This window comes from Prosthecobacter vanneervenii, from assembly GCF_014203095.1.
GTDB lineage: Bacteria > Verrucomicrobiota > Verrucomicrobiia > Verrucomicrobiales > Verrucomicrobiaceae > Prosthecobacter > Prosthecobacter vanneervenii.
The window spans coordinates 414,889-439,669 of sequence record NZ_JACHIG010000004.1 but is presented as its reverse complement, the minus strand read 5'-3'; the positions used below and the strand labels follow the sequence as shown (position 1 = coordinate 439,669).

At 60.9% G+C, this 24,781-nt stretch carries 19 protein-coding genes; 13 read left to right on the top strand and 6 right to left on the bottom strand.

Annotated features, from left to right (window positions below):
- Nucleotides 1-4: 4 nt before the first annotated feature.
- Nucleotides 5-928, bottom strand: coding sequence for a ThuA domain-containing protein (locus HNQ65_RS11945; RefSeq protein ID WP_184339756.1), 924 nt, complete (start codon nucleotides 926-928; stop codon nucleotides 5-7).
- Between the two features lie 126 nt (nucleotides 929-1,054).
- On the opposite strand from HNQ65_RS11945, the gene HNQ65_RS11940 reads away from it, so the two are divergent.
- From HNQ65_RS11940 to HNQ65_RS11925, 4 genes are all read left to right on the top strand, one after another.
- On the top strand, nucleotides 1,055-2,065 hold the full coding sequence (locus HNQ65_RS11940; protein ID WP_184339755.1) for a potassium channel family protein: 1,011 nt from the start codon (nucleotides 1,055-1,057) through the stop codon (nucleotides 2,063-2,065).
- A 55-nt stretch (nucleotides 2,066-2,120) separates the two neighbouring features.
- Nucleotides 2,121-4,148 carry an FAD-dependent oxidoreductase gene (locus HNQ65_RS11935; protein WP_184339754.1) on the top strand — a complete coding sequence of 676 codons (2,028 nt, stop codon included), beginning with the start codon at nucleotides 2,121-2,123 and terminating at the stop codon, nucleotides 4,146-4,148.
- Nucleotides 4,149-4,384: 236 nt separating this feature from the next.
- Nucleotides 4,385-5,047 (top strand): HAD family hydrolase, encoded by a 663-nt coding sequence (locus HNQ65_RS11930; protein ID WP_184339753.1) that lies wholly within the window; start codon nucleotides 4,385-4,387, stop codon nucleotides 5,045-5,047.
- On the top strand, nucleotides 5,044-6,066 hold the full coding sequence (locus tag HNQ65_RS11925) for a non-reducing end alpha-L-arabinofuranosidase family hydrolase (RefSeq protein ID WP_184339752.1): 1,023 nt from the start codon (nucleotides 5,044-5,046) through the stop codon (nucleotides 6,064-6,066). The genes HNQ65_RS11930 and HNQ65_RS11925 overlap by 4 nt, the downstream gene beginning before the upstream one ends.
- Nucleotides 6,067-6,117: 51 nt before the next feature.
- Here HNQ65_RS11925 and HNQ65_RS11920 read toward each other — a convergent pair whose 3' ends face one another.
- Nucleotides 6,118-6,414 (bottom strand): hypothetical protein, encoded by a 297-nt coding sequence (locus HNQ65_RS11920; RefSeq protein WP_184339751.1) that lies wholly within the window; start codon nucleotides 6,412-6,414, stop codon nucleotides 6,118-6,120.
- Nucleotides 6,415-6,754: 340 nt separating this feature from the next.
- Here HNQ65_RS11920 and HNQ65_RS11915 point away from each other — a divergent pair, with 340 nt between their 5' ends.
- The 6 genes from HNQ65_RS11915 to murC all read left to right on the top strand — a co-directional run bounded on the left by HNQ65_RS11915 (nucleotide 6,755) and on the right by murC (nucleotide 13,030).
- Nucleotides 6,755-8,158: a DUF2851 family protein gene (locus tag HNQ65_RS11915; RefSeq protein ID WP_184339750.1), complete on the top strand. Its 1,404-nt coding sequence runs from the start codon at nucleotides 6,755-6,757 to the stop codon at nucleotides 8,156-8,158.
- Between the two features lie 27 nt (nucleotides 8,159-8,185).
- Nucleotides 8,186-9,607 (top strand): pectate lyase, encoded by a 1,422-nt coding sequence (locus HNQ65_RS11910; protein WP_184339749.1) that lies wholly within the window; start codon nucleotides 8,186-8,188, stop codon nucleotides 9,605-9,607.
- A gap of 7 nt (nucleotides 9,608-9,614) precedes the next feature.
- Complete coding sequence (locus HNQ65_RS11905; protein ID WP_184339748.1) at nucleotides 9,615-9,995, top strand: hypothetical protein; 381 nt, start codon at nucleotides 9,615-9,617, stop codon at nucleotides 9,993-9,995.
- A 62-nt stretch (nucleotides 9,996-10,057) separates the two neighbouring features.
- The gene (locus HNQ65_RS11900; protein ID WP_184339747.1) at nucleotides 10,058-10,327 is read left to right on the top strand and encodes a type II toxin-antitoxin system ParD family antitoxin; all 270 of its coding nucleotides are present in this window, start codon (nucleotides 10,058-10,060) and stop codon (nucleotides 10,325-10,327) included.
- On the top strand, nucleotides 10,317-10,631 hold the full coding sequence (locus HNQ65_RS11895; protein WP_184339746.1) for a type II toxin-antitoxin system RelE/ParE family toxin: 315 nt from the start codon (nucleotides 10,317-10,319) through the stop codon (nucleotides 10,629-10,631). Before HNQ65_RS11900 ends, HNQ65_RS11895 begins: the two co-directional genes overlap by 11 nt.
- Before the next feature lie 92 nt (nucleotides 10,632-10,723).
- Nucleotides 10,724-13,030 (top strand): UDP-N-acetylmuramate--L-alanine ligase, encoded by a 2,307-nt coding sequence (gene murC / locus HNQ65_RS11890; RefSeq protein WP_184339745.1) that lies wholly within the window; start codon nucleotides 10,724-10,726, stop codon nucleotides 13,028-13,030.
- Nucleotides 13,031-13,036: 6 nt separating this feature from the next.
- Here murC and HNQ65_RS11885 read toward each other — a convergent pair whose 3' ends face one another.
- On the bottom strand, nucleotides 13,037-13,738 hold the full coding sequence (locus HNQ65_RS11885) for a hypothetical protein (protein WP_184339744.1): 702 nt from the start codon (nucleotides 13,736-13,738) through the stop codon (nucleotides 13,037-13,039).
- A 181-nt stretch (nucleotides 13,739-13,919) separates the two neighbouring features.
- Here HNQ65_RS11885 and HNQ65_RS11880 point away from each other — a divergent pair, with 181 nt between their 5' ends.
- Genes HNQ65_RS11880 through HNQ65_RS11870 form a run of 3 tightly spaced genes read left to right on the top strand, consistent with a single transcriptional unit; the run spans nucleotide 13,920 to nucleotide 18,268 of the window.
- Nucleotides 13,920-15,839, top strand: a complete 1,920-nt coding sequence (locus tag HNQ65_RS11880; protein WP_184339743.1) for an O-antigen ligase family protein — start codon at nucleotides 13,920-13,922, stop codon at nucleotides 15,837-15,839.
- Between the two features lie 47 nt (nucleotides 15,840-15,886).
- Nucleotides 15,887-16,483 carry a 3-isopropylmalate dehydratase small subunit gene (gene leuD / locus HNQ65_RS11875; protein WP_184339742.1) on the top strand — a complete coding sequence of 199 codons (597 nt, stop codon included), beginning with the start codon at nucleotides 15,887-15,889 and terminating at the stop codon, nucleotides 16,481-16,483.
- 30 nt (nucleotides 16,484-16,513) lie between these two features.
- Nucleotides 16,514-18,268, top strand: a complete 1,755-nt coding sequence (locus HNQ65_RS11870) for a putative manganese-dependent inorganic diphosphatase (protein ID WP_184339741.1) — start codon at nucleotides 16,514-16,516, stop codon at nucleotides 18,266-18,268.
- A gap of 45 nt (nucleotides 18,269-18,313) precedes the next feature.
- Here HNQ65_RS11870 and HNQ65_RS11865 read toward each other — a convergent pair whose 3' ends face one another.
- The 3 genes from HNQ65_RS11865 to HNQ65_RS11855 all read right to left on the bottom strand — a co-directional run bounded on the left by HNQ65_RS11865 (nucleotide 18,314) and on the right by HNQ65_RS11855 (nucleotide 24,759).
- Entirely contained in the window at nucleotides 18,314-18,982 is a 669-nt protein-coding gene (locus tag HNQ65_RS11865; RefSeq protein WP_184339740.1) for an alpha/beta fold hydrolase, read from the bottom strand.
- 129 nt (nucleotides 18,983-19,111) lie between these two features.
- Nucleotides 19,112-19,636 carry a hypothetical protein gene (locus HNQ65_RS11860; protein WP_184339739.1) on the bottom strand — a complete coding sequence of 175 codons (525 nt, stop codon included), beginning with the start codon at nucleotides 19,634-19,636 and terminating at the stop codon, nucleotides 19,112-19,114.
- Between the two features lie 17 nt (nucleotides 19,637-19,653).
- Nucleotides 19,654-24,759 (bottom strand): DUF1549 domain-containing protein, encoded by a 5,106-nt coding sequence (locus HNQ65_RS11855; RefSeq protein WP_184339738.1) that lies wholly within the window; start codon nucleotides 24,757-24,759, stop codon nucleotides 19,654-19,656.
- Nucleotides 24,760-24,781 lie beyond the last annotated feature (22 nt).

Below are 24,781 nucleotides of genomic sequence, written 5' to 3'. Positions count from 1 at the left end.
TTGGTTACTTTACCTTAGGTGCAGGTTTCGGTTTCTCTGGCAGACCTTGTCCTGGCTTGAGGTCCAGATTGGCCTTCATGTCTTCCTCGGTCACATTGGAGGCCACGCCATCCGCAGGGATCTTGGCCTTCGCGGTCCACAGGATCGCGTTCAGCACCAGCTTGCGCTGGTCGTCATTCGCCCAGCCCCGGTGGTAATGACCACCGGTGAAGCCAAAACCGCGGCCGCCGTCCGCACGCTCGCAGGCCCAGGCCACGTGCTGCTTTTCCTTGTTCTTCACGGACTCACGCACGGTGGGATTGCCACTATGAGCGCCATCCGGGCGGCTCATGGTGGATTCAGGAGCCACATCGCTGAGGATGGGGGTCACACCCTGCATGTTGGGGCGGAAGCGCATGTAGAAGTACCACTCGTCATTCGTGCCAAAGGGCTTCACGCCAGAGCTAATCGGGTGGGCTGGCAATTCCTTGAAATTGGCGTCCCAGTGCGGGTTCACGCTCCAGTTGATCTCAAAGCAGCCGCCCATCCAGTCGATGAACTCCTTGCCGCCTTTCTCGATGGTGGGCTCCACCGCGTAGTGCAGCGTCAGGAAACCGCAGCCGCGCTTCATCTCCTTGTCCAGCTGCGCCAGACGGTCTCCCTGCAGGGCGGGATGCCCGCCGCCGCCATCGGAGTAGATCACGACGCTGTCCGCCTTGGAAAGCTCTTCCTGAGAGGGCCACTCGCCATTGAGATGAAATTTGATGTCCACCTGGTCCGCCGCGCCCTGTTCCAGACACTTTTTCAGAAGCTGGATGCCTGCATTGTGCTCGTGCTGTCCTGGGCCATGCGAGGGCTTGCCTGCGATCATGACGATGGATTTCTTGTCCGCGGAGAAGGCGGAGCCGATGAGAGAAAAAGCCAGAAAGGCTGTGAGCAGATGCTTCATAGGTGGGGCTGGAACGTGGCAAGCAAACGCCCCGAACGCACGCAGCATTTCATCGAGCAGCGCCTATCTTTATACGAACACAGGTTATGGCACGGCTTTCGCTTCGACTTTCCTTTACCCAGCCGCATGCCCATCGCCAAGAGCCGCCCGCAGACCAACCTCCTCTACGCCTTTGCCTACGTGGGCCTGGTGCTGGCGGTCTTCACCCTGGGCTACCGGGCCGCCGGGTGGTCCTGGGGGGACTCATTCTATATGGTGGTCATCACCGCCTTCAGCGTGGGCTATGGGGAAGTGGTGCCCATCACCGACCCCTGGCTGCGAGCCTGGACGATCATCCTCATTCTCTTCGGCTGCACGGGCATCATCTTCGTCACTGGTACTCTGGTGCAGTGGCTGACAGAGGCGCAGATTCAGAGGGCTTTGGGAGGCAAACGCATGGAAAACGAAATCGATAAACTCAGCAACCACGCCATCATCTGCGGCTACGGCCGCATTGGGCGAATGATCGCCTCGCAGTTGCAGGCAGGCGGCATTCCTTTTGTTATTGTCGATCAGGCGACTGATCGGGTGGCCGAAGTCCGTGACGCGGGCTTCCTCACCCTTCAGGGAGAAGCCACCGACGAGTCCGTGCTGAAGGCCGCTGGCATCAACCGCGCCCGCGTGCTGGCCACCGTGCTGCCCAATGATGCTGCGAATGTCTTCATCACCCTGAGTGCGCGAAACATGAACCCCGCCATCCAGATCATCGCGCGCGGCGAGGTACCATCCACTGAGCGCAAGCTGCTGCAAGCTGGCGCCAACCGCGTGGTGCTGCCCGCCCACATCGGAGCCGACCGCATCGCCCACCTGATCCTGCACCCCAACACGCGCGACCTCATCGGCGGCAAGACCAAGGCCAGCATCGACTTTGACCACCACCTCACGGAACTGGGCCTGGACATGGAGGAGATCGAGATCCGCGCAGACTCCCCCTGGGTGCACAAACGCGTGAACGAGATCGAGAACGGCCTCAGCGGCCGCATGCTCATCGTGGCCATTTTGCGCAAGGAAGGAGCGACCGACCTGAACCCCAGCCCCAGCGCGATGCTGATGCCTGGAGATGCGCTGGTGATGATGAAACGCGTGCTGCGGCGCTGAGCAGGCGCAAATTTCCGCTCAAGCTGGCTCGCCCCCTGCGCCTGCGCTGCTGCCTATGCCCAAGCAGCCCGACCGTATTTTCAAAGTGGCCATCATTGGCGGAGGATTTGCCGGAGTCTATTGTGCGCGCGAGCTGCTGCGGCTGACCGAAGACATGGCGGACATGACCGTGGGGCTGATCGCCAGCGAGAACCACATGGTCTTCCAGCCCATGCTGCCGGAAGTCGCAGGCGGCTCCCTCTCCCCACAGCATGTGGTCAATCCCATCCGCATGATCTGTCGCGGCGCGGAGGTGCTGAAGGGCGAGGTGACACACATCGATCTGGAAAACCGCATCATCACCATGAACGGCGGCTCCTTCACCCCGCAGGTCACGGTGGGGTTCGAACACCTCATGCTGGCCCCAGGCGCGGGCGTGGATCTCAGCCGCATCCCGGGCATGGCGGAGCACGCCTACCTCATGCGCACCGTGGGTGATGCCATGAAACTGCGCGCCGCCATCATCAGCCGAATGGAGGAGGCCAACCTCATTACCAGCCCCAAGCTGCGCAAGGAGCTGCTCTCCTTCGTCATCGTCGGCGGTGGTTACTCCGGGGTGGAGACCGCAGGACAGATCCAGGACTTGATCGTGGGCGCACGCCGGTTTTACGAAAATATCGAGCCCGATGAACCCAACGTGACCCTGATCCACAGCGGTGAGCGACTGCTGGGCATGCTGAGTGACAGCCTGGGGACCTACACCGGCAAATGTCTCGCAGAGATGGGAGTCAAGATCGCCTTCAAAAGCCGCGTGCGCGCAGTCACCTCCAGCACCGTGCAGCTGGGCGATGGCACCCGGCTGCCGGCCACGCTCGTGGTCTGCACCGTGGGGAATGCACCTCATCCGCAAATTGCAGCGCTGGGGGCCAAGGGCGCACTGCCCGTCGAAAAGGGCAAGGTCGTCGTGGAAGCCACGGGGCAGGTCAGAGGCCTCGCCAACGTATGGTCGGCTGGCGACTGCGCCGTCTTCCCCAAGGCCGACGGTGGCAACTGCCCCGAGACCGCCCAGTTTGCCATGCGTCAGGGCGCTCTGGTGGCGCGAAACATCGCCGCCAGTTTTACAGGCCGCGCCTTGAAGCCCTTTCGCTTTACCGGCCTCGGAGAGCTGGCCACCATCGGCCACCGCAAGGCCGTGGCCCAGATCATGGGCATGCGCTTCTCGGGCATCATCGCCTGGTTCATGTGGCGCACCATTTATCTCATGAAGCTGCCGGGCTTTGACCGCAAGCTGCGCGTCATGGCGGAGTGGACCTTTGAGATGTTCTTCCCACGCGACATCAATCTCCTCACCCCCAGTTTCACCTCACCTCTGGGAGAGATGCACCTGGAACCTGGAGATTCCCTTTTTCACTCGGGCGAGCCCGCACAATCCCTCTACGCAGTTAAAAAAGGCTGCGTCGAGATCACCGATGCGCAAGGCCAGCTCGTCAAATCCGCCGGCCCGGGCGAGCACTTTGGCGAGCGCGCCCTGCTGGGCGATGGCATCTGGCGCTTTGATGCCACGGCCAAGGAATCCAGCGAACTCGTCGCCATCGATGGCGAAACTTTCAAGACACTCGCCAACAGCATCGGCTCCCTTGGCAGCCTCTTCCGTGGCACGGCTCAGCAGTACCATCTTCCGGAAGAGATCCAGAACACAGTGGAGATGATCCCCGAGGCCACACGCAATGCCTGTGCTGCCGATGTGATGACGCGCAGCATCGCCGCTCTCGATGCAAAAGTGACTGTGCAGGACGCCGTAGCGGAGTTTCAGGCTCACCCGCACAGCACCTACCCTGTGCTGGCGGAGGGCTGCGTGGTCGGCCTGCTGCGCCGTTCCGTGGCCTACGAATGGCTCAAAAATCACGGCCTCACTTGTGTGGACAAACTGCAGGACCTGCCGCTGACCAAGCCTTTTTGCGTTACCGCAGACACCCCCGTTCCCGTCCTCGTCGGCACCCTCATGCGCAGCGGCGTCAGCAAGGCCGTGGTGGTGGACGAACAAAAGCGCCTGCTGGGCATGGTCACGTTGTTTGATCTGCTGAAGCAGCCGAATGGTTCTTGATCTCTCCTCGCCACGCCAGAATCCCGCAAAACCCAAACGCATTCAGCGTCCCGTGGATTGTCCACATCTGCGGCCTGTCGCTCAGCGGCTCTTCACGCCATGACTTCAGCCATCTTCGCAAGAATTCTGGCGTTGCTTTCCTCACGCTGAGCTTCGCGGGGTATGGAGTGCCGACGAATCGTCGGCCAATGAGAATCTTTTTTTGCCGACGAATCGTCGGCGCTCCATAGTCGCCCATGCCCCCACCCATCCGCGCCGTCATCTTTGACTTCGACGGCCTCATCGTTGACACTGAAAGCACCGGTTACCACACCTGGAGAGAGATCTTCAGCCAGCATGGCCATGAGCTTCCCGTGGAGCGTTATGCCCAGGCCGTAGGCACCGACTTCCTGACCGGTGCCTACGATCCCAAACGTGACCTCGAACAGCTCACCGGCAGAGACTTCGACTGGGCTGCCATCGAAATTGAGCGCAAGATCCGCGAGGGCGAGCTGCGCAAACATCTGCACCTGCTGCCCGGGGTGGCGGACCGTCTGCAGGAGGCGGATGCACTCGGCCTGCGCATCGCCATCGCCAGCAGCAGCCCGCGTGTATGGATCGACTCCTGGATGGACCAGCTGGGACTGCACGACCACTTTCACCACATCTCCACCGTGGACGACACCGGCAAGGTGAAGCCCGATCCCAGTCTCTTCCTGCATGCCGCCGAAAAGCTCGGCGTCGCGCCTGAAGAAGCCGTCATCTTTGAAGACTCCCTCAATGGCCTCCGCGCCGCCATGGCCGCCGGCATCCGCTGCATCGTCGCCCCGGGGCCGATGACACGACATCTTGATTTCACCGGCGCGTGGAAGCGCGTTGACTCACTCGCTGATGTCTCGCTCAAGGCACTCATGTCATGAAGCTTCACTCCCTGATCGCCCTTTGTCTTGTCAGCGCGCTTCACGCGACTGATCCGTCTTGGTTAAGCACGGGAGAATTCCATTGGCTAAGCACGCCCGCTCTTATTGGTCCTGCGACTGATGAAACTGACCCCGACGTGGCGCTCAAAGACCCGTCGATGGTGTTTCATGAGGGAAAATGGCACCTCTTTGCCACGCATCGGCGTGCGTCGGGCAAGGTGGACATGCAATACCTCAGCTTCACCGACTGGAAAGACGCAGGCAAAGCCACACGCCACACGCTCGACTTTCATGATCAATACCACTGCGCTCCGCAGGTGTTCTTCTACACGCCGCATCAGAAGTGGTATCTCATTTACCAGCTCGTCGACGAGCGCCGTGGACCAAAGATGGCACCGTATTTTTCCACCACAGCTACCTTGGACGATCCGGCATCCTGGACCAAGCCGAAGCCCATGATCGATGCGCTGCCCGAAGGGGGAGACAAAATTAAATGGATCGACTTCTGGGTCATCTGCGACGCCACCAAGGCCCATCTCTTCTACACCAGCGACGACGGCCATTTCTGGCGGCGCGAAACCTCCAAGGCCAGCTTTCCTCTCGGCTGGTCCAAACCCGAACTGCTGCTCAAAGATACCAAGGAAGAACTCTTCGAAGCCTCGCATACCTACAAGCTCAAAGACCACGACCAATACCTCACCATCATCGAGGCTCTGGGGCCCGGGCACCGCTACTACAAAGCCTGGCTGGCAGACAAACTCGAAGGCCCCTGGAAACCTCTTGCCGCCACCCGCGACCACCCCTTCGCCTCCACCGCCAACGTCACTCAAAAAGAACCCTGGACCACCAGCATCAGCCACGGCGAACTCATCCGCAGCAGCAACGACGAAACCCTCGAAGTCGATCCCGCCCACCTCCGCTTCGTTTTCCAGGGAGTCGATGCCGAAGGCTACAAGGCGAAAAAATATGGCAGCATCCCGTGGCGGATTGGGATTCTGGATCTTCAAACCAGCCACTAGCAATAGCAGTCCGCCGTTCTTGTAGAGACGGACTGCCAGCCACGAAGCCCCTTATTTCGGACCTGGAGCCGATGACGGATGATTGAGAAACGTGTTGAGATGCACCTTTTTGCTCACCGGCTGTGGGGCGGGTTCGGTGGTGCTCACAGCGCCTGCCGCAGTAGTTGCGCCGTCTTTTTGAACAGTTGTCACAGGTGCAGCAGGCACGGCAGGCTCGGGCTGTCGGAAGATGCTCTTCACCTGGCTGAGGTGCAGCGGCTTCTTGATCTTGGCCGGAGTGATAGGTGGTCCAGCTTGGGCCATGGACATTGAGGCCAGTAATGCGGCAACCATGAGTGTCGTTTTCATGACTTAGGTTTGGGTTGGGTATGGCGGTTGAATGCCTCAGAAGACGACTCCTCTTGAGTTAACGCGATGAGACGTTCCTGCGGTTTCTTTATGACGAAAGCCAATATTCTCATGTTACAGCGACTTTGCACATTCCAGAAGGACGACGCCGAGGAAGCTACGGAGCGATAGGCGGCGCCCCTATGAGACGGCGGCTGAAGTTCGAAAGACAAGCCTGGCCGCATGTCCGCATAGACGCTCAGGACACATGTGGATTCACCTTCATCTTGCTCACAGAGACACGCGCTTGCACAAATCCGGTGGCATTCCGTGCGGGACCATCCTTGATAGGAAACCCCTCATGACGCCGCTCCCGCTCGCCGACCGCTACGCCCGTTTCCGCGAATCCGTGTTCACCGGCGTAGCTGAGACTTTACCCGGTTTTGCCGAGCCGATGACCGAAATGGAGCTGCAGAGCCTGTGGTTCTCCGGAGCCTTCGGCAGTGAGTTCACCACCACCGACGGGCGGCCTTTGCGCATCGCAGATTTCGGCGTGTGGAATTCCGGCGCAGGACCCGACTTCACCGGCTGTGCCATCGCCATCGATGGTCAAACCACGCGCGGAGACATCGAGCTTGACCCCGATGCCCGTGACTGGGAGCGGCACGCCCACGGCGCCAACGAGAACTTCAACCGCGTGGTGCTGCACCTCTTTCTCCACGCGCCAGAGGAGCGCTTCTATACCCGCACCAGCGCCCACCAGGAGGTGCCGCAGCTGCTGCTCAGCGCCACCATGCTGCCAGAGGGGCTCAAGCCCAGACGCCATCAGGCTCCGGCGCGGCTGGGCCGCTGCGCCCTGCCTCTGCGTGAAATGGAACCGGCGCGTGTGCAGTCCATCATCGAGGCCGCCGCACAGCACCGGCTGGAGATCAAATCGAAGCGCCTGCACCGCAGCGTAGCTGCTCAGGGGCGGGAGCAGGCGGTCTATCAGGCCCTGGCGCAGGCACTCGGCTACCGCAACAATCAGCAGCCTTTTGCCATCCTCTCGCAGCGGCTGCCTTTGAAGAAGATCCTCCAGCTCGATGCTGTGCAGCGGGAGGCCTGGCTCTTTGGCGTCTCCGGCTTTCTGGAAAGCGTGCGCAGTGACGACACCGAGCCCGCCACACGCTCCTACCTGCGCCAGCTCTGGAGCGAGTGGTGGAAGCTCCGCAGCGGCGCAGAGCGCTGGCTGGATGGCCGCCAGCTCCTGCGCTGGAAGCTCAACGCCATCCGCCCCGGCAACCACCCACAGCGCCGCCTCGGCGCACTGGCCGCGCTGCTGCGTTCCTGGTCAGCCATCATCACCCCGCTGGCCGATGCCACACGCTGGAGTCAGGCTGCCTGGCGGGAGTCCTTGCTGGGGCTGAAGCATGAATTCTGGACCACCCACTACACACTGCTTTCTGAGGAAGCGGCCAAACCAGTGGCGCTGATCGGGGAGACCCGAGTTCAGGAGATGCTGGCCAATGTGGCCTACCCGCTGCTCGTCCCTGAGCGCACGCGCCTCTGGGCCGAGTACCTCGAACTCCCCGCGCTGCTGGACAATCAGAAGGTGCGCCTGGCTGTGCACCGCCTTTTTGGCGAGGAGGGCACCCGTGGCAGCGACTTTACCCAAAAGCTGCACCATCAGCAGGGCCTTCTGCAGATTTACGAGGACTTCTGTCTGGAGGATGACTCCGCCTGCGCCGGATGCCCCTTCCCGGAAAGACTGAAGGACTGGAGCTGAAGCCGACGTTTGCATGGCCTCCCAGCCATGCGCACGCTCCTCTTTCTTGCCCTTGCTACGCCGTTCGCTTTTTCAGCGGATCAGCCCGATCCCGCTGTCATCACCGCAGCCATGAAAAAGGCTGTCACCTACGTGCATACGCATTTGGCCCGTGAAGGTGGTTACGCCTCATCCTGGGACAAGGAGGGCAAGATCGGCGAGGTGGAGCATGCCAAATCTCCCACCATCATTTCCATCCAGCCGCACGGCACCACCACCATGGGGTTGGCCATCCTGAAAGCCTACCAAGCCACTGGAGACGAAGTCTTCCTGACCGCCGCCAAAGACGCAGCCAAGTCTCTGATCAAGTGCCAGCTGGCCTCTGGCGGCTGGGACAGCGACTTCGATTTCGATCCTGAGAAGATCAAAAAATATTACCTGCGCAGCGATCTCGACGCCGGCGACAAGGAGCCCGGCAAGCGCCGCAACTCCACCACGCTCGATGATAACAAGACGCAGTCCGCCATGCTCTTCCTGCTGGAGATGGCGCACGAACCCGCCTGCAAGGACGACGTGGAGCTGAAACACTGCCTCAAATTTGCCTTCGATGCCCTGCTTGCCGCCCAGGCCCCCATCGGTGCCTGGCCCCAGCAGTTCTCCGGCCCGGCCGATCCAAAGGCGCCAGTGCTCAAAGCAAGCTATCCCGAAACCTGGAGCCGCACCTTTCCAGCAGTGAAATACAGCGGCTTCTACACGCTGAACGACGACAACCTGCAGCAGGTGGCCAAGGTGCTGTTCCGCGCCTACGAGCTGGAGAAGGACGAGCGCTACCTCGCCTCCCTGAAAAAACTCGGCGAGTTCTTCCTCCTGGCTCAAATGCCCGAACCTCAGCCGGTCTGGGCGCAGCAGTACGACTTCGACATGCATCCGGTTTGGGCCCGGAAATTTGAGCCCCCATCCGTCACCGGCTACGAAAGCCTCGGCGCCATGGAGGTGCTACATCAGCTCTGGGTGCTCACGGGCGATGACAAATACCTCAAACCCATCCAACCCGCTCTGGCTTGGTTCGACCGCTCCAAACTCCCCGACGGCACTCATGCCCGCTTCTACGAGCTCCAGACCAACAAGCCCCTCTTCTTTGTCAAAGACACCTACGAGCTGACCTACGACAGCAGCAACATCCCCACGCACTACTCCTTCACTGACATGGTGCAGGACAATATCGACGACTTTAAAAAGAAGCTCGCCAAAAGCCGCGAAGAACTGCAGCACGACCAGGCCGGACCACAGACACCCAAAGAATGGCTAAGCCGCGCCAAAGGTGCTGCTTCCAAGGCCCGCAAAGCCGCCGAATCCCTCGACAGCGAAGGCCGCTGGCTCAAAAATGACCAGATCGACGCCGGCGAATTCGTTAAAAACATGAACGCCATGACGAATTACGTGGAGGCAAGGAAGAAGAGCGGTGAGTAGATATTCTGTGAAGCATCCTCTCGATTCACCACCCGGATTCATGCCGGACAAGGCGTTGCGTCTTTTCATTGTCACAGAAATCCTCACCCCTTTTATCGAGCAGAAGGCTGCAGAAGGCATCCGGTTGTCCGTGCATGTGGTTTATTCGAATGGCGGTCAGATGATCTCCGGCCCTGACCTTGAGCAGAAGGGAAAGACAACTGCGGTTCAAGCGACCGTTTTTTGCAAGGCAAGTCCCTTTCCGAACCTTCTGGCTGTGGAGACCCATCTGCACCCAATGCCCGAATCCAGCATGGACTGCCCGTCATACTCGATTCGAAGCGTCGTGCGCAAGGATGACCAAGGTTACTTCATAACAGAAAATCTCATTCAAGCTTTGCGTCATTGATTTCACTTCGACAATTTGTCCCACAAATTTGACAATCTTGAGGACATCGAGAATCATTGCGCATGGCAGCTGGCGTCAATGTTAGATTTGCGGGAGAGCTTCAGAGCTTTATCCAGCAGCGTGTTCTCAAGTCAGGTCTGTACTCTTCGACCAGTGAGTACATTCGCGATCTCGTTCGTCGTGATTATGAGCAGGAGGAGAAGCGCAAATGGGCCTGGTTGAAGGATGAATTGCGTGCAGGTGCCGAAGCTGCCGAGTCTGAGTTTGTGGCACTGGATGCCGAGGATCTGATCGCAGAGGCTAGGAAACGCAAAAAAGCCAATGCCCGCTAAAATCTATCCGGCGGCCCGGGAGCGCATCTTGGAAGTATGGGATTACACAGAGAAAAAATGGGGTGAACAGCAGGCGGACGCTTATGTCCGCGAGCTCGTTTCCGAAATCGAAACCGTCTCGGCTCAGCGACATCGCTGGAGGCCGGTCCTGGATGAGGCATTGAAGGGCGTTTATTTTTTCCGCCACCGCCATCACTATGTTTTCTTCCGCGAGCTCACCAAGAGGCGGCTCGGAGTGATCAGTGTGCTGCATGAGAAAATGGACCTCCCGGCCCGGCTGCGGGAAGACGCAGGTCGTGAATGAGCCGGCACTGCTTTGCTTGATCTCATCAAGTTGGATTAACCGCATCTCTTGCCCGCTCGCCAATCACAGCTAGCTTTCGCGCTCACTCCATCATGACCCACGCCGTCCTCAGCCTCCTCAAAGAAAGCCGTCACCCCATGCGCATCGACCTCATCGGGGTCGCGGGCTCGGGCATGAGCGGGCTGGCGCTGCTGCTGCTTGGCCTCGGTCACAAGGTCAGTGGCTCGGACAAGGCCACCACCCTGGAAACGGAGCGCCTGCAAAAACTCGGCCTTCAGTTCTTCCACGGCCACACGGAAAAGGAGGTGGAAGACTGCGACATGGTCATCTACTCCAGCGCCATCAAGCCGGGCAATGTGGCCTATGAGGCCGCCTACAAACAGGGCATCCCGCTTATCCGCCGTGCGGAGGCGCTGGCTGCCGTGATGGCCAACAAGCAAGGCGTCGTCGTCTGCGGCACCCATGGCAAGACCACCACTTCCGCCCTCACCGCCCATGTGCTGCGCCAGGGCGGTCTGAAGCCGAGCCACTACGTCGGCGCGGAGATCCCCATCCTCGGCTCCAATGCGCACTGGGACACCGAAGGCGAGCTCTTTGTGGCCGAGGGCGATGAAAGCGACGGCACCCTGGTCAATTTCCACCCTGAGCACGCCATCGTGCTCAATATCGAGCCCGAGCATCTCGATTTTTACGACGGCATCGAAGCCATCAAGGCGGTCTTCCGTCAGGTGCTCAGCCAGACACGCGGTCTCTGGGTGCACTGCGCCGAAGACCCCGTGGCTCGTGAGGTCTGCGCCGGCCCACAGGGCGTCAGCTACGGCTGGAGCCGCGAGCATGATTTCTCGGCCAATATTCTCTCGATGAAGCCGGACCACTCCGAGTTTGCGGTCTATCAGAAAGACCAACTGCTCGGCACGGCCACGCTCGGCATTCCTGGCAAGCACAACGTCTCCAATGCGCTCGCAGCCATCGCACTGGCCACCCGCTGTGGTGTCTCCTTTGAGGCCATCCAGCACGCGCTGCGCTCCTTCCGCGGGGCCAAACGCCGTTTTGAAATCCGCCATAGCGGCGAGCGCTTCACCGTGGTGGACGACTACGGCCACCACCCCAGCGAAATCGCCGCCACGCTGGCCACGGCCAAGGGGCTCAATGCCAAGCGCATCGTCTGCCTCTTCCAGCCGCACCGCTACAGCCGCACTCAGCTTCTGAAAAAAGAGTTCGGCGCCAGCTTCGGTGATGTGGACGAGCTCTTTATCACTGACGTCTATCCGGCCAGTGAAAAGCCCCTCCCCGGCGTCAGCGGCGAAACCATCCTCGAAGAGGTTCGTCTGCAAAACGACCACACCAAGACCGGCAGCACGCCCACCATGCCCATCGCACGAGATAAAGTGGGCAACTCCCTCCGCCCCGGCGATCTCCTCATCACCCTCGGCGCGGGCAATGTGCACGAAGTCGGCCGCTGCATCGCCCGAGACCTGCCCGTGCTGGAAAAACTCTGCGCCATCCTCGAAGCCAACGGCGGCGGTGTCGCACGCCTCTACGAGCCGATGAACCGCCACACCACCTGGCTCATCGGCGGCCCCGCGCAGTACTGGATCGAGCCGCGCAATGAGGCATCCTTCGCCGAAGTCGTGCGCTACCTGCGCTCCGCCTCCATCCCCATCCGCGTCATCGGCCGCGGTTCCAATCTCCTCGTCAAAGACGGCGGGATCCGCGGCGCAGTCATCCATAACAAGGGCGACTTTGAAAACGTGACCGCCAGCGGCGACCTCATCACTGCTGGTGCCGGAGCACGGCTCAAGAAGATCGCCAGCGCCGCGCGGAATGCAGGTATCGGCGGCTTTGAATGGATGGAGGGCATTCCTGGAAATCTCGGCGGCGCCATCCGCATGAACGCCGGGGCGATGGGCAGCGAAACCTTCGACCAGATCGTCAGCGTCCGCTTCATCGACACCGATGGCGCCATCAAGGAAAAGCCGCTCGCAGAAATCACCCACCACTACCGCAGCGTGCCCGAGTTTGAGGAGCGTTATGTCGTCTCCGCCGTACTGAAGGGCACTCCTGCCCCTCGCGAAGAAATCGACGCCAAGCTCGCCGCCTCCCACCACAAGCGCCGCACCTCCCAGCCCGTGGGCGCCAGCGCCGGCTGCACCTTCAAAAATCCCGAGCTCTGCGGTGCAGGAAAACTGATCGACGACCTCGCCCTCAAAGGCCGCAGCGTCGGCAAGGCCATCGTCAGCGACATCCACGCCAACTTCATCGTCAATCAAGGCGGCTCCACCGCCCGCGAAGTGCTCGACCTCGTGGCCCAGATCAAGGAAACCGCCCTCCAGGAGCGCGGCGTGACCCTGGAGATGGAAGTGAAGGTCATCGGCGAGGACCAGCCGCTGCCTCTGTGATCCTCCCTAGCTGAGTATCTGCCCGGAAATCTCATCCGTGGCGAGAAACTGCTGCACGTGCATCGCCGGATCGCAGGTGGCAAAGCGTGCAGGTGCCATCATGGTCGAATTGATGACTCTGGATGCCTGAGAGTCAGGAGACAGAATTGTTGCCCCATGCAGCACGCCATGAGTAGCCCCGAACGTGCCTTGTGCTGCCATGCTGTTGTTGATGACAACAATTCGGGGCCTGTCCTCCCGCCAGTCTGATAGGGAGACGAGATACTGACGTAGCAGTTCCGCACCAGAGCTGAACATCGGGTTGTGCAGTCGCAAAAACTCAGAGGGGCTGATCCCGAGATCATGGGCACAGCGGGTGAAATCCGCGATGTGAAACTCGCTGCGCACTTGCGTGGGCTCGTAGCCAAGCATCAAAAACGATCTCTCAGGCGCGCCATCCAGATGGAGACGCGTGGTGTTTTGCTGATCAAACCGTCCCAACGATAGATACTCGAGCCCCTCACCCCATCGAGCGGCGTGCAGTTTGGAAAGACGCGCTTTGAGGATGGCCATGTGCTGCCTCAATTCATGCGAACTCGTCTCGGCTGGCAGCACCATCACAGCAAAACCTGGCTGAGTAAAATCCATGCGAAACACGCGCGTAAAGACCGCTTCGGCGTCCAGAGTGACGTCTTTTGTTTCCATCAACAGGCTGGCGGTTGGAGGCATGCAGGGACGAGAGGCGTGAACCGGTATTGCGCAAGCCACGGATGGATTTTTGCGCGCCTTTCATTCGTGCTCTACTGCCCCTGTGACAAGCCCCTGACAACTCAGACACTTTTTTCAGTGTCCAAGACCGCAGAATCGGTGTTCAGTTTCAGCGTTTTCCGCCTTTGAGCGGTCTTTTGGCATGCAGAAACTCGCTCTCATTTTCTTCCTCCTTGGTCTTTTCGTGACCGGACTGCTCGGCACGGAGACACGGCTGCTCTTCTTCTGGCCGGGCTGTCTGCTGCTTGGGATGGCGGGCGTCGTGGCCGTGCTGCAGTGGAGGCTGCGGGTGCGCTTTCAGCCCAGTGACTGGTGCCTGCTCACGATGCTGGCGCTGGCGGGTTACGTGGGCTGGCGGGCCTGGACTTCTCCGGTGGAGATCTATGCGCGCGAAGACGGGGCGGTGCTGCTGGCCTGCTTTGTCGCCTACATGCTGACCGTCACCGCCGTGAGCCAGTCCAAATGGCGCCTGGGCATCGTCTGTGTGCTGCTGGTGCTGGTGGCCGGAAATCTCGCCGCAGGATGGCTGAACTTCAGAGGTCGCTGGGACTTTCATCTGGTGCCTGGCTTCTCGCGCTCCTTCCAGCCCGGGCGCATCGGCGGCTTTTTCAACAATCCCAACCACCTCGCAGCCTTCCTTTCGTTTGCAGCCTTCCTCTCCGCCGGGGTCATGCTCTTTGCGCGCATCCACATCGCTTCACGTCTGCTGCTGGGGTTTGGCATTCTAGCCATGCTGGCGGGCGTCATGCTCACGGTCAGCCGGGCGGTCCTGCTGGGACTGGCCGCAGGAGGAGTGGTGTTTGTGGTGCTCAGCCTGTGGATCGTCTGGCGCACCCGGCGTCCGCTTTTCAAATGGCTGGTGCTGGCACTCCTGCTGGTGGGCGGCGGTGCAGGAAGTGCTCTCTACAAGGCGAACGAGGACTCGATCTTCATGCGTCAGATGATCACTCCGGTGGGTACGGACGTACGTACGCACATCTGGCGTGCGGCGCTGGCACAGCATGCCGACGCCCCCTGGACGGGCGTGGGCGCGCGCATGTTTTACGAAGGCGGCATCACCCACCGCGACCCGGAGTCCTCCGCGCTTACCGGCGACTCTCTCTTCGCCCACAGTGAATACCTGCAGATGATGGCGGACTACGGCTGGATCGGGCTCGCCCTCGTGGTGCTGGCGGTGCTGGTGCACCTGCTCAATGGCCTGCGCTTCCTGCGCTGGTTTGCCGCGGAGAGGTTTCCCACCACCGGCATGCTCGGCAGCAATGCGCTGGCGCTCGCCATCGGTGGCATCTCAGCGCTGGTAGCCACCTTGGTGCATGCAGCCTTTGAATTCCACGCCCATATCCCCATCACGGCGGTGATCGGAGCCATCCTTCTCGGTCTGCTGGCCAATCCGGGCATCGAGAGCGAGACCTTCCGCCCCCGCCGCATCTGGGGCCTGCGGGTTCTCATGAAAGTGGCCCTGCTGGTGGCCGCCGCAGCCCTGGTGGGAGGCGCAGTGGCCTTTGGTACAGCGGACGCCTACGCAGCCTGCGCCCGCCTCCAGAACAGCCGGGGAGAAACCACCAAAGCCCTGCGGAACTTTGAGCATGCCACCACCATGGACCCCCGCAATGCCGTGCTGGCCTACCAGCATGGCATCGCCCTCATGGACTCCATCCGGCAGGACATGATGAAAGACACCTACCTGCGCACTGTAGACGCCTCCCTCAAGGAGCTGACCCGGGCCACGGCTCTGAACCCCTACAACTACCTCTATCACCTGGCGCTGGCAGATGCCCAGGATGCTGCTGGCAAGCACGATGCCGCGCTCCAGTCCGTCCAGCGGGCTCTGGCCCTCGCCCCGCTCTACGAGGAGCCCCGTCTGGCCCTGGGCATGCACTACCACCGCCTCAGGCAGTTCGGCCAGGCTGAATCCGCCTACCTCTGGGCCGGACAGGCCCGGGTGCTGAACCCTGAAGGCACCATCAACTGGCGGGACAACTACCGCGAACTCCTGCGCCAGACCGCCCTGGAGGCCGAGAAAGAGCGCGCCGCCCGCCGTCTGCAGCAGCAAGGACGTTAAGAAGTGCATTTGCCCTCGCGCCGAATTCCGCTACTGTCGCGCCCCTCATGGCACTCGCAAAAATCACCCAAGTCGCCGGTCGTGGCGTTTACGTCCCCGGTTCTGACATCGACACCGACCGCATCATCCCGGCACGCTTCATGAAATGCGTGACGTTTGACGGCCTCGGCGAATTCGCCTTCTACGACGTGCGTTTCGACAAGGACGGCAAGCCCACCGGCCACCCGCTCGACGATCCCCGCTTCAAAGGCGCCAACATCCTCCTCTCCGGCACCAACTTCGGCTGCGGCAGCTCCCGCGAGCACGCCCCCCAGGCTCTCTACCGCTTCGGCATCCGCGCCGTCATCGCCGAAAGCTTCGCTGAAATCTTCTTTGGCAATTGCACCACCCTGGGCATCCCCTGCGTGTGCGCCAGCGCTGCGGACATCAAGGTCCTGGCCAATGAGATCGAGCGCAATCCGCAGCTCGAAGTCACCATCGACGTCGCCGCCGGCAAGGTCTTCTTTGAAGATCAGGAGTTTTCCATCACCCTGCCAGCCACCGCCCACGAGGCGCTGACCACTGGCAAGTGGGACCCCATCGCCGAGCTTCTGGAAAACAAGGACGCCGTGCATGCCCGCCTCACCGCGCTGGGTTTTGCGTGAGTGATTCCGGCTTCCCCTCCCCCTACCCGCATGGCCGTCACTGAACCCGCCGCGTCGAGCCACTCGACGCCGATGATCCGCATCCCCTCCTCGTTGCGCCAGTCCGCCTCACCGGACACGATCCATGTGATCGGGCACCGCAACCCGGACACGGATGCGATCTGTTCAGCCATCGGCTACGCCGCGTTTTTGCGCGATGTACGCGGCATGAAGGCCGAGGCGGCCTGCTGCGGAGAGCTGAGCGTGCGCACCAACTGGGTGCTGCAGACCGCTGGCGTGCCCGGACCCACCCTGCTGCTGGATGTGCGGCCCACCGCCGCCAGCATCTGCCGGCGCGATGTCTTCACCGCCAGCCCGCACCAGACCTTCCTCTCGGTGTACCGGATGATGATGATCCACAACTTCCGCAGCATTCCCATCGTGGATGAAGAAGGAAGACTGCTGGGCATGCCCGCCATACAGGAGCTGGGTCAGCTCTTTCTCCCGGCACAGACCAATGACAAGACGGATGCTGCCAACCGCGAAGTGCGCAGCAGCCTGCTCAACATCGTGAACGCTCTGGACGGCATCCTCGGTGCCGCCGCGCACGAGCTGGAAAAAATTCAGGACTTCGTCCTCGTGGTGGCCGCCTCCAGTCTGGAGACCACCCGCAAGCGCGCCCAGCAGTTCCCCTCCAACCTTCTCGTCATGGTCACAGGCGACCGCCCTGAGATCCACGAGCTGGCCATCGAGATGAACGCGCGCTGCCTCATCATCACTGGCAAGTTCAAGGCCGAGGCCAGCATCCTCAAGCGGGCGGCCGAAAAAGGCGTGGCCGTCATCTACTCGCCTTACGACACCGCCAGCACCTCCCAGCTGCTGCGCTTCTCCCGCCCCATCGGCGAGGCGCTGACACATGAGTTCCTCTCCTTCGGCTCCCGCACCCCGCTGCGCGAGATCGTGCCTGCGGCACAGCATTCCAGCCAGCCGCTCTTCCCAGTGGTGGACGAGGAAACCCAGCGCCTCCTCGGCGTCTTCTCCAAGTCCGACCTCATCGACCTCCCTCGCATGAAGCTCGTGCTGGTGGACCACAATGAATTCGCCCAGGCCGTGGCAGGTGCCGACGAGGCGGAGATCATCGAGGTCATCGACCACCACCGCCTCAGCGGAAACCTGCGTACCAAGGAGCCCATTCGCTTCATCAATGAGCCTGTGGGCAGCAGCTGCACCATCGTGGGCATCATGTATCGCATGCGTCATGCCGCACCGGACAAGTCCACCGCCATCTGCCTCTGCGCTGGCATCATTTCCGACACACTCCACCTCACCAGCCCGACGACGACCAACACGGACAAGGAGATCCTCGAATGGCTCAGCGCCATCGCTGGCATCGACAGCGCCCAGTTCGTCAAAGACTTCTTCGCCGCAGGCTCCATGCTGCGGGAAAACACCCCTGATCGCGCGCTGGAAAGCGACCGCAAGGTCTTCGAGGAAAACGGCTGGCACATCAGCATCTCCCAGATTGAGGAGCTTGGTCTCGACGAATTCTGGAAGCGTGAAGCCGACCTGCAGGGCGCGCTGCAGGCCCTGCTATCCAAGCACAATCTCCACTTCGCCTGCCTCATGGTCACCGACATCACCCGCCACCACAGCGTCCTGCTCGTGGCCGGAGACCAGCGCGTCATCGACGCCATCGACTACCCGCAGGCCAAGGAGCACGTCTATGACATGGCAGGCGTGGTGAGCCGTAAAAAGCAGCTCTTCCCGTACATGAGCCACGTGGTGACCAAGCTGGCCGCGCCGTGATCAAAGCAGCTTGTTGCAGCGCAACAAGCAATCGCGCTGATCGAGCTAGGCTTCCGCAAAACTCCCCGTCTTCAAAAACCGGTGCACCGCCCGGAAAACCGCCGGCTGCAGGATGATAGTGGCATGATTCGTCGGCAGCAGCACATGCTCTGCCTCGCCTTCTCCATGCGAGCTGGCGATCGTCACCACACCATCCGACTCATCACCGAGGAACCGGCGGAAGATCGGCAGCGTATCCTTGTTGCCCATGATGACGCCCGTCTCCGGCGGCAGCGGCCCCAGCATGTTCGGCGTGCTGTTCGCATCCGTCCCCAGCTCTGCAGACACCGGGCCCAGCAGCCAGCGCACCCAGCCCCACTGGCGCAGCTCATCAATGATCTGGCTGCCCTGATTCGGCGGTGCCAGCAGCACCGCACGCCCCAGCGGAAAAGACGAATCACGCTGCGCCGCCCACGCACGGAAAACAATCCCGCCCAACGAGTGCGTGACGAAATGCACTTTCGCACCCTCCTCAATCTCAAGCCGCGCCAGTGCCGGATTGATGTGATTCTGCACCGCATCCGCAATCGAACTGCGGTGTGATGGATAACCAATGCTTTTCACCCGATACCCGCAAAACTTCAACCACAGCCCCACCAGCCACATGCTGCGAGGGGAACGCCCAAGGCCGTGGATAAGAACGACGGTGGAGGTAGGGCAAGTAAATTCGGACATGCTCGGCAAGAGAAATCTGTTATTCCTCCCCCTAACTGCGGTCAACCCAGTAAGTTCACACTTTTCCGAGACCAAGCCTCGTCACTTGCGTCACCTTTGAGGCAGGACTCTGAAGGTGAACAAAGATCCTCATCGAATCTTCGTCGAGACGATCACAGGAATATTAATGCCTTGTGATTCAACCCGTTCCACAAACTCTCTCGCACCATCCATGAACTCATAGATTCGAATTTTTCTCTTCCCAGCATGTATGACGAACCACTGGCAAAGAGGTGAATAAGAAACCTCCCTGACTTCCTCCCAGAGCGCATGCTGATCAGAACCCCATGCGCTGAAGCAGAGGATCTGATGCTCGTCGTACACCAGACGCCTGCAGAAACAATCTACACAGAATGCAGCGCCCCCAAGTGCTGCAAAGCCGCCTGCAAGGAGTCCGGACCATTGATCTTCTGTCTTTTCTGCAAAGCATGACAACACGGCTATGGCTGCGAGAAATAGGGCCGCGAGCAGGGCAAAGCTTTTCAGCCTGAAAGAGCATTCCACCTTTTTGCGCAGCAAGTTTGTTTGCTGCGCATTCCTGCGAACACCTCTGACCAACAGGGCCACAAGCATCGGTGACAGAATGCCACCGATGATCTCTCCTGCGATTTCCAATGTTAATCGATGATGGCTCAATGATTAAACAAAAACGCCGGTGAATTGATCAGCGCCCAGGCTAGGTCCTGCGCCGCAGTCAGCCGCTTGTTGCCAAGCTGGGTCTGGCTCAGGGCGGCATCGCGGCGGAGCTGCACGAGCTTCGGATCCAGCATGATGGGCTTCTGGCTGTCTGCAAAGAGGGTTTCAAGCGTCACGAGCTGGGGGTCCACCGGCAGCGGCTTGCGGGCGTTGGCCAGCACCTTCTGCTGAGACTGGTAGTCCTTGAACTGGTTGAGGAAGTGCTGGGCGAGCAGCTCCTTCTGCTCAGGCTTGCGTGCAGCGGCGGGAGTCTTGAGCGCAGCGATGACAGCGGCAGGCGCGCCGAAGCGAACGATTGGGCTGGTGGTCACCCACAGACGGAAGCGACCGGGATTGTACTTCCCGTTCTGGAAGTTGGAGGTGATCTGCACGCTGAACTGCGATCCACCATCGTGCGCCACGGGCTTGGCAAACTCAAAGGTGGCCTCATGGCGGAAGCCTCCCTGCGGGCTCACGGCCCAGCCGCGGTCACGATTGCCCTTCTTGAGCGCCTCTGTGACGACAAAGTTGGTCTGCTCAAAGTCGGCCTTCGGGTTCTTCAGCAACTGCTCTTCGCCGCCGCGCTTGCTGCGCTTGGCGTCGATGGGATCGGTGCGCACAGTGATCTCTCCAATGACAAAGTTGCCATCGGGTGCGAGGCCGGGGCCGTTGTTGGGCAGGCGGTCATCGGGCAGCATTTCCAGCTTGATGGCAGTGATGTTGGTGAGCGTGGTTTTGCCAATGAGCAGGTAGTTGCCGGTGCTCTCACGGCCTGCGGGCATGGCGGTGGCGAAGAGGCTGCCATCGGGCTGCACCTCCAGCTTCTCCACACCGCCGGCACGCTGCACTTTGATGCTGTCAAAGGGCTGCCACTCCGTGGTGAGGTCCAGATAGTTTTCCCAGGCGGGCTGGTTGGCAGGTGCCGTGTCCTTGGCGGTTTTCACCTTGGCTTCGGCAGCGGTGATTGCGGCTTTCCGGGCGGCTTCTTTTTTGGCCACTTCCGGCGCGATTTTGGCCTTGTAGGCTTCCAGCTCCTTCTTGGCGGCATCAATGGCAGCCAGACGTTCCTGCTCGGCTTTCTCGATGATCGGTTTCTGCTCGGCCTCCTTGGCCTGCAGAGCAGCGGCCAGTTGCTTGTTCTCTGGGTCAATCTCCTGCATGGAGGCCAGGGCGGCGTTGATCTCCTTGTCGCTGGCGTGGCTGTTGAGCACACGCATGAAGATGGCGTCCACCAGCTGGCGGTCGTCCTTGATCTCATTCGTCAGCTTGGCGATGGCGTTGTTCGGATCGCTGATGGCGTCTCCCACCGTCGGGCCGCTCATGAGCGCCATCACGGGGCCGAGGTTCACCTCGTTGCTGCGTTCGCACTCGCACACGGATTCGCGGGCTGGTTTGCCAAAGTTGGCCAGGAAGCCGTCCTGCAGCTTGATCTGGCCGTCTGCCAGCGCGGCGGCGCGGGTGCCTTTGGGGACGCCGGGGATGTTGGGCATGCTGCCGGTCACGGCAAAGACGGAATCAAACAGCACCTCGGCGGGCAGGCGGCGGGCCTTGGCGTGGCTGTAGTTGGTCTTGTCGTCCTCGTTCCATTTGTTGGTGGCCAGGCTCAGATTGTAGGTGCGGCTGTTGGCGATGATCTTCATCAGGTGGCGCACGTTGAAGCCGCTCTGGATGAACTCGTTAGTCAGGTACTGCAGCAACTCAGGATTGCTTGGCGGATTGCCGGCGCGGATGTCGTCCAGCGGCTCGATGACGCCGGTGCCGGTGAGGTAGCCCCAGATGCGGTTGGCGTAGCTCATGGCAAAGTAGTCGTTCTGCGGGCTGGTCATCCAGGTGGCAAACTGCTCGCGGCGGGTGCTGGCGGTCTTGCTCACCAATTCGTTCTCATACGGCACGCGCGGAGCCACGGGCTTGTTGGTGCGCAGGTGCATCACCTCGCCGTCCTTCTTGTCGCTCACGATTTCATAGAGCGGCTTTGCGCCTTCCACAGCAGTGCCACCGATAGTCTGGCCCTTCGCGGCGGGGTCGCCTTTGAGGTCGATCTGGGCAAAGTACGACGCGGTTTCATAATACTGGTCCATCGTCCAGCGCTCGAAGGGATGGTCGTGGCACTTGTTGCAGTTGAAGCGCGTGGCCAGGAAGAGGTGCGTGGTGTTCTCGCTGATTTCCTCAGCCGTGCGAACGGTCTTGAAGTAAGCGGCGGCGGGATTGTCCTTGTTCGAGCCCGTGGCGGTGATGATGCGATAGGCAAAGCGGTCATACGGTGTGTTGTCCGCCACCTGCTGCTTGATCCACGTGCGCAGGCCCATCGCTCCTTCACTGCCAAGGAATTTGGAGTTCACCTGCAGCATGTCGGCCCACTTGTTGGCCCAGTGCTCCACGAAGTCGGGGTTGCCGATGAGCTTGTCGATCACCTCGCTGCGCTTGGTGCGGGTGTCGCGCTTGTCGGCCAGGAAGGCGGCCACTTCTTCAGGCTTTGGCGGCAGGCCAGTCAGGTCCAGATGGATGCGGCGCACGAAGTCCTCATCGCTGCAGAGGCCGCTGGGCTCGATCTTCATGCGCTGCCATTTCTGCGCCACCAGCTCGTCGATCTTGTTCCACTTTTCCGGCTCCTTCCAGGCGAAGCCAGTGCGGTCGCCCATCACGGTGATTGTGGTGGCGGCATACGCGCCTTCAAAGCGGGCGAGGATGGGAGCCTCGCCACGACGGAGGCTGGTCATGAGGCCTTTCTTGTCCGCTTCAATCACATCGCCATTGCCGCTTTCCAGGAAGGCCTCAGCGGTCACGTCTTTGACATACCCATCCGCATAGTGTGCGATGACGCGAAGCTGCTGGCGGCCACCGATGCGCTCGATGACGGGGTTCTTCGGAGACAGCTCGATGCTGGTGACGCGCGGCGTCTTCAGATCCAGCTTTGCCCCCTGGCCGATCCAGGCCTTCAGGGACTCATAGTAAAGCTCTCCCGGCACGGTGAGCTGGCCACCCTCATGCGGCACGGCACCGCTGGCTTTCAGCAGCATGAGCGAGTGCTCAGGCGAGGCCACGTTCGCACGTCGGCTGGAGATATCGTCGGTGAAGGCCAGCACGTCATACACGGGATCATACCCACGGAGGGAGAGCTTGAAGCCCGCCTTGCCTTCCTTGGCGCCGTGGCAGGTGCCCTGGTTGCAGCCAAGCTTTGACATGATGGGCATCACATCGCGCACGTAGTCGGGTTTCAGTGCCACGTTCATGCCGGCCACGTTCACCGGGATGTTTGCGGTCTTGCCCTGAAATGAGATTTTCACATTCGTGGCGCCGTCCTTGTCCGGGCGCACCATGCCGCGCGTATTCACATCCACCACATCGGTGTTCTCCGCCGTGATTTTGGCCATGCGTGTCACATCCGCGCGGGTGCCGTCGCTCATGCGTGCGGTGACAAGAAGCTGCGCGTACTCGGTGGGCTTGCCGATCTTGATCGTCATCGGCTCGACCTCGATGGAGGCCACCGTCGGGCCTGTGTGCAAGGTTTCCACTTTGGTGTCTTTTTCCAGCACCGCGCGCACGCTGTCGTCTGCAATCACATCCGTGGCAGCAAGCACCTTTTCCTTCACCAGCGGCACGGAGACAAACTCCTTGGCGATGGCTCCCGTGGCAGCGTCGATCACGCGGATCTGGCCATCCTGGCCTGCCACCGCAACCGTCTTGCCATCCGGGCTGAAGGTCACACTGAAAATGCCACAGGGCACCGGGGTGCTGCTCAGCTGCTTCACATCTTTGACGATCCACTCGTCCAGCTCTGGTCCTTTGCCGTTCACGGTTTCCACGATCTTCTTCACGCCTTCCGGCATCGTGCTGTCGTAGTCGCTGGAGTAGATATTTACAGCGCCCACGCCCTCATTCGAGGAACCCACGGCAATGCGTTTGCCGTCTGGCGCAAAATCCACGCCAAAAATGCGGCCCTGCATCGCGGGGAATTTGCGGATCAGGTTCGCATTGTCTCCAATCACACGCTTGGTGATGCGCTCCATGCGGTAGATTGCAGGCACGCCGTCCGTGCCGCCGATGAGCACCTCATTGCGCTGCGGATGTCGAGCCAGCGCCTGCACGCCGCCCTTCAGCGCGCCGGGGGTGATGGAGGTGATGTTATCGACAAAGCGCTGCGTGGCCACCTCGGTCAGCTTCACGCTCATGTCCCGGCCGCAGGAGGCCACATGCTTGCCATCCACGCCCCATACGGTGTCCAGCACCCAGTCGCTGTGGCCGCCCATGAAAAGGGTTTCCTTGCCGGTGGCGGCTTCAATCGCACGCACTGCATTGTCGCCGCAGCCAAAGGCGAGGTATTTGCCATCCGGCGACCAGCTTGCGCCATACAGCGTGTCAAACGTGAGCGACTTGGACAGCTCCAGTTTCTTCCCCGCCACGTCCCAGATCTGGATTTCGCCCATGCGCGCCGGGCTGCCGCCGGTCACGGCGATTTTTTTGCCGTCCGGAGACCAGGCCAGCTTCTGAATGCGCTCCGCCAGACCCACCAGACGGGCCACGATGCCGCTGCCGTCCGCCTTGTGCACCAGCACTTCATGGTAACCCGCCACCGCAATCATGCTGCCATCGGGTGAATACTCGATGGAGGTGATGGCCGGTGCCTTCACATACACCGGAGGGTGTGCCATGTCGTATTCCGCCTTGGCAGAGGCAGGCGTGTCATCCTTCGCACCTTCCACGATCCAGCGCTCGATCAGCGCAATCTGCGTCTCATGCAGCGGGTCCGCCTTCTGGGGCATTTCCACCTTGCCCTTTTCGTCCGGCTTGATGAGCTTCAGCAGGTTGGATTCAGCGGGCTTGCCCGGGATGACTGCATGCCCTTCCTCGCCTCCTTTGATCAGGGCGGCAAACTCCGTCATGATGTAGTCGCCCTTCTTCTTAGCGGGCTGGTGGCAGCCATTGCACTGAGCCTGAAAGATGGGGCGGATATGCTTGTAAAAGGAGACCGGCTTGTTCGGGTCGATGCCCTCCTCCTTCTTCGGCGGCGCAGCATGCACGGCGGCGGAAAGGAAGAGCGCAGGGATGAGGAGACGTGTCTTCATGGGTTGGTGAAGGGCGTTTTTT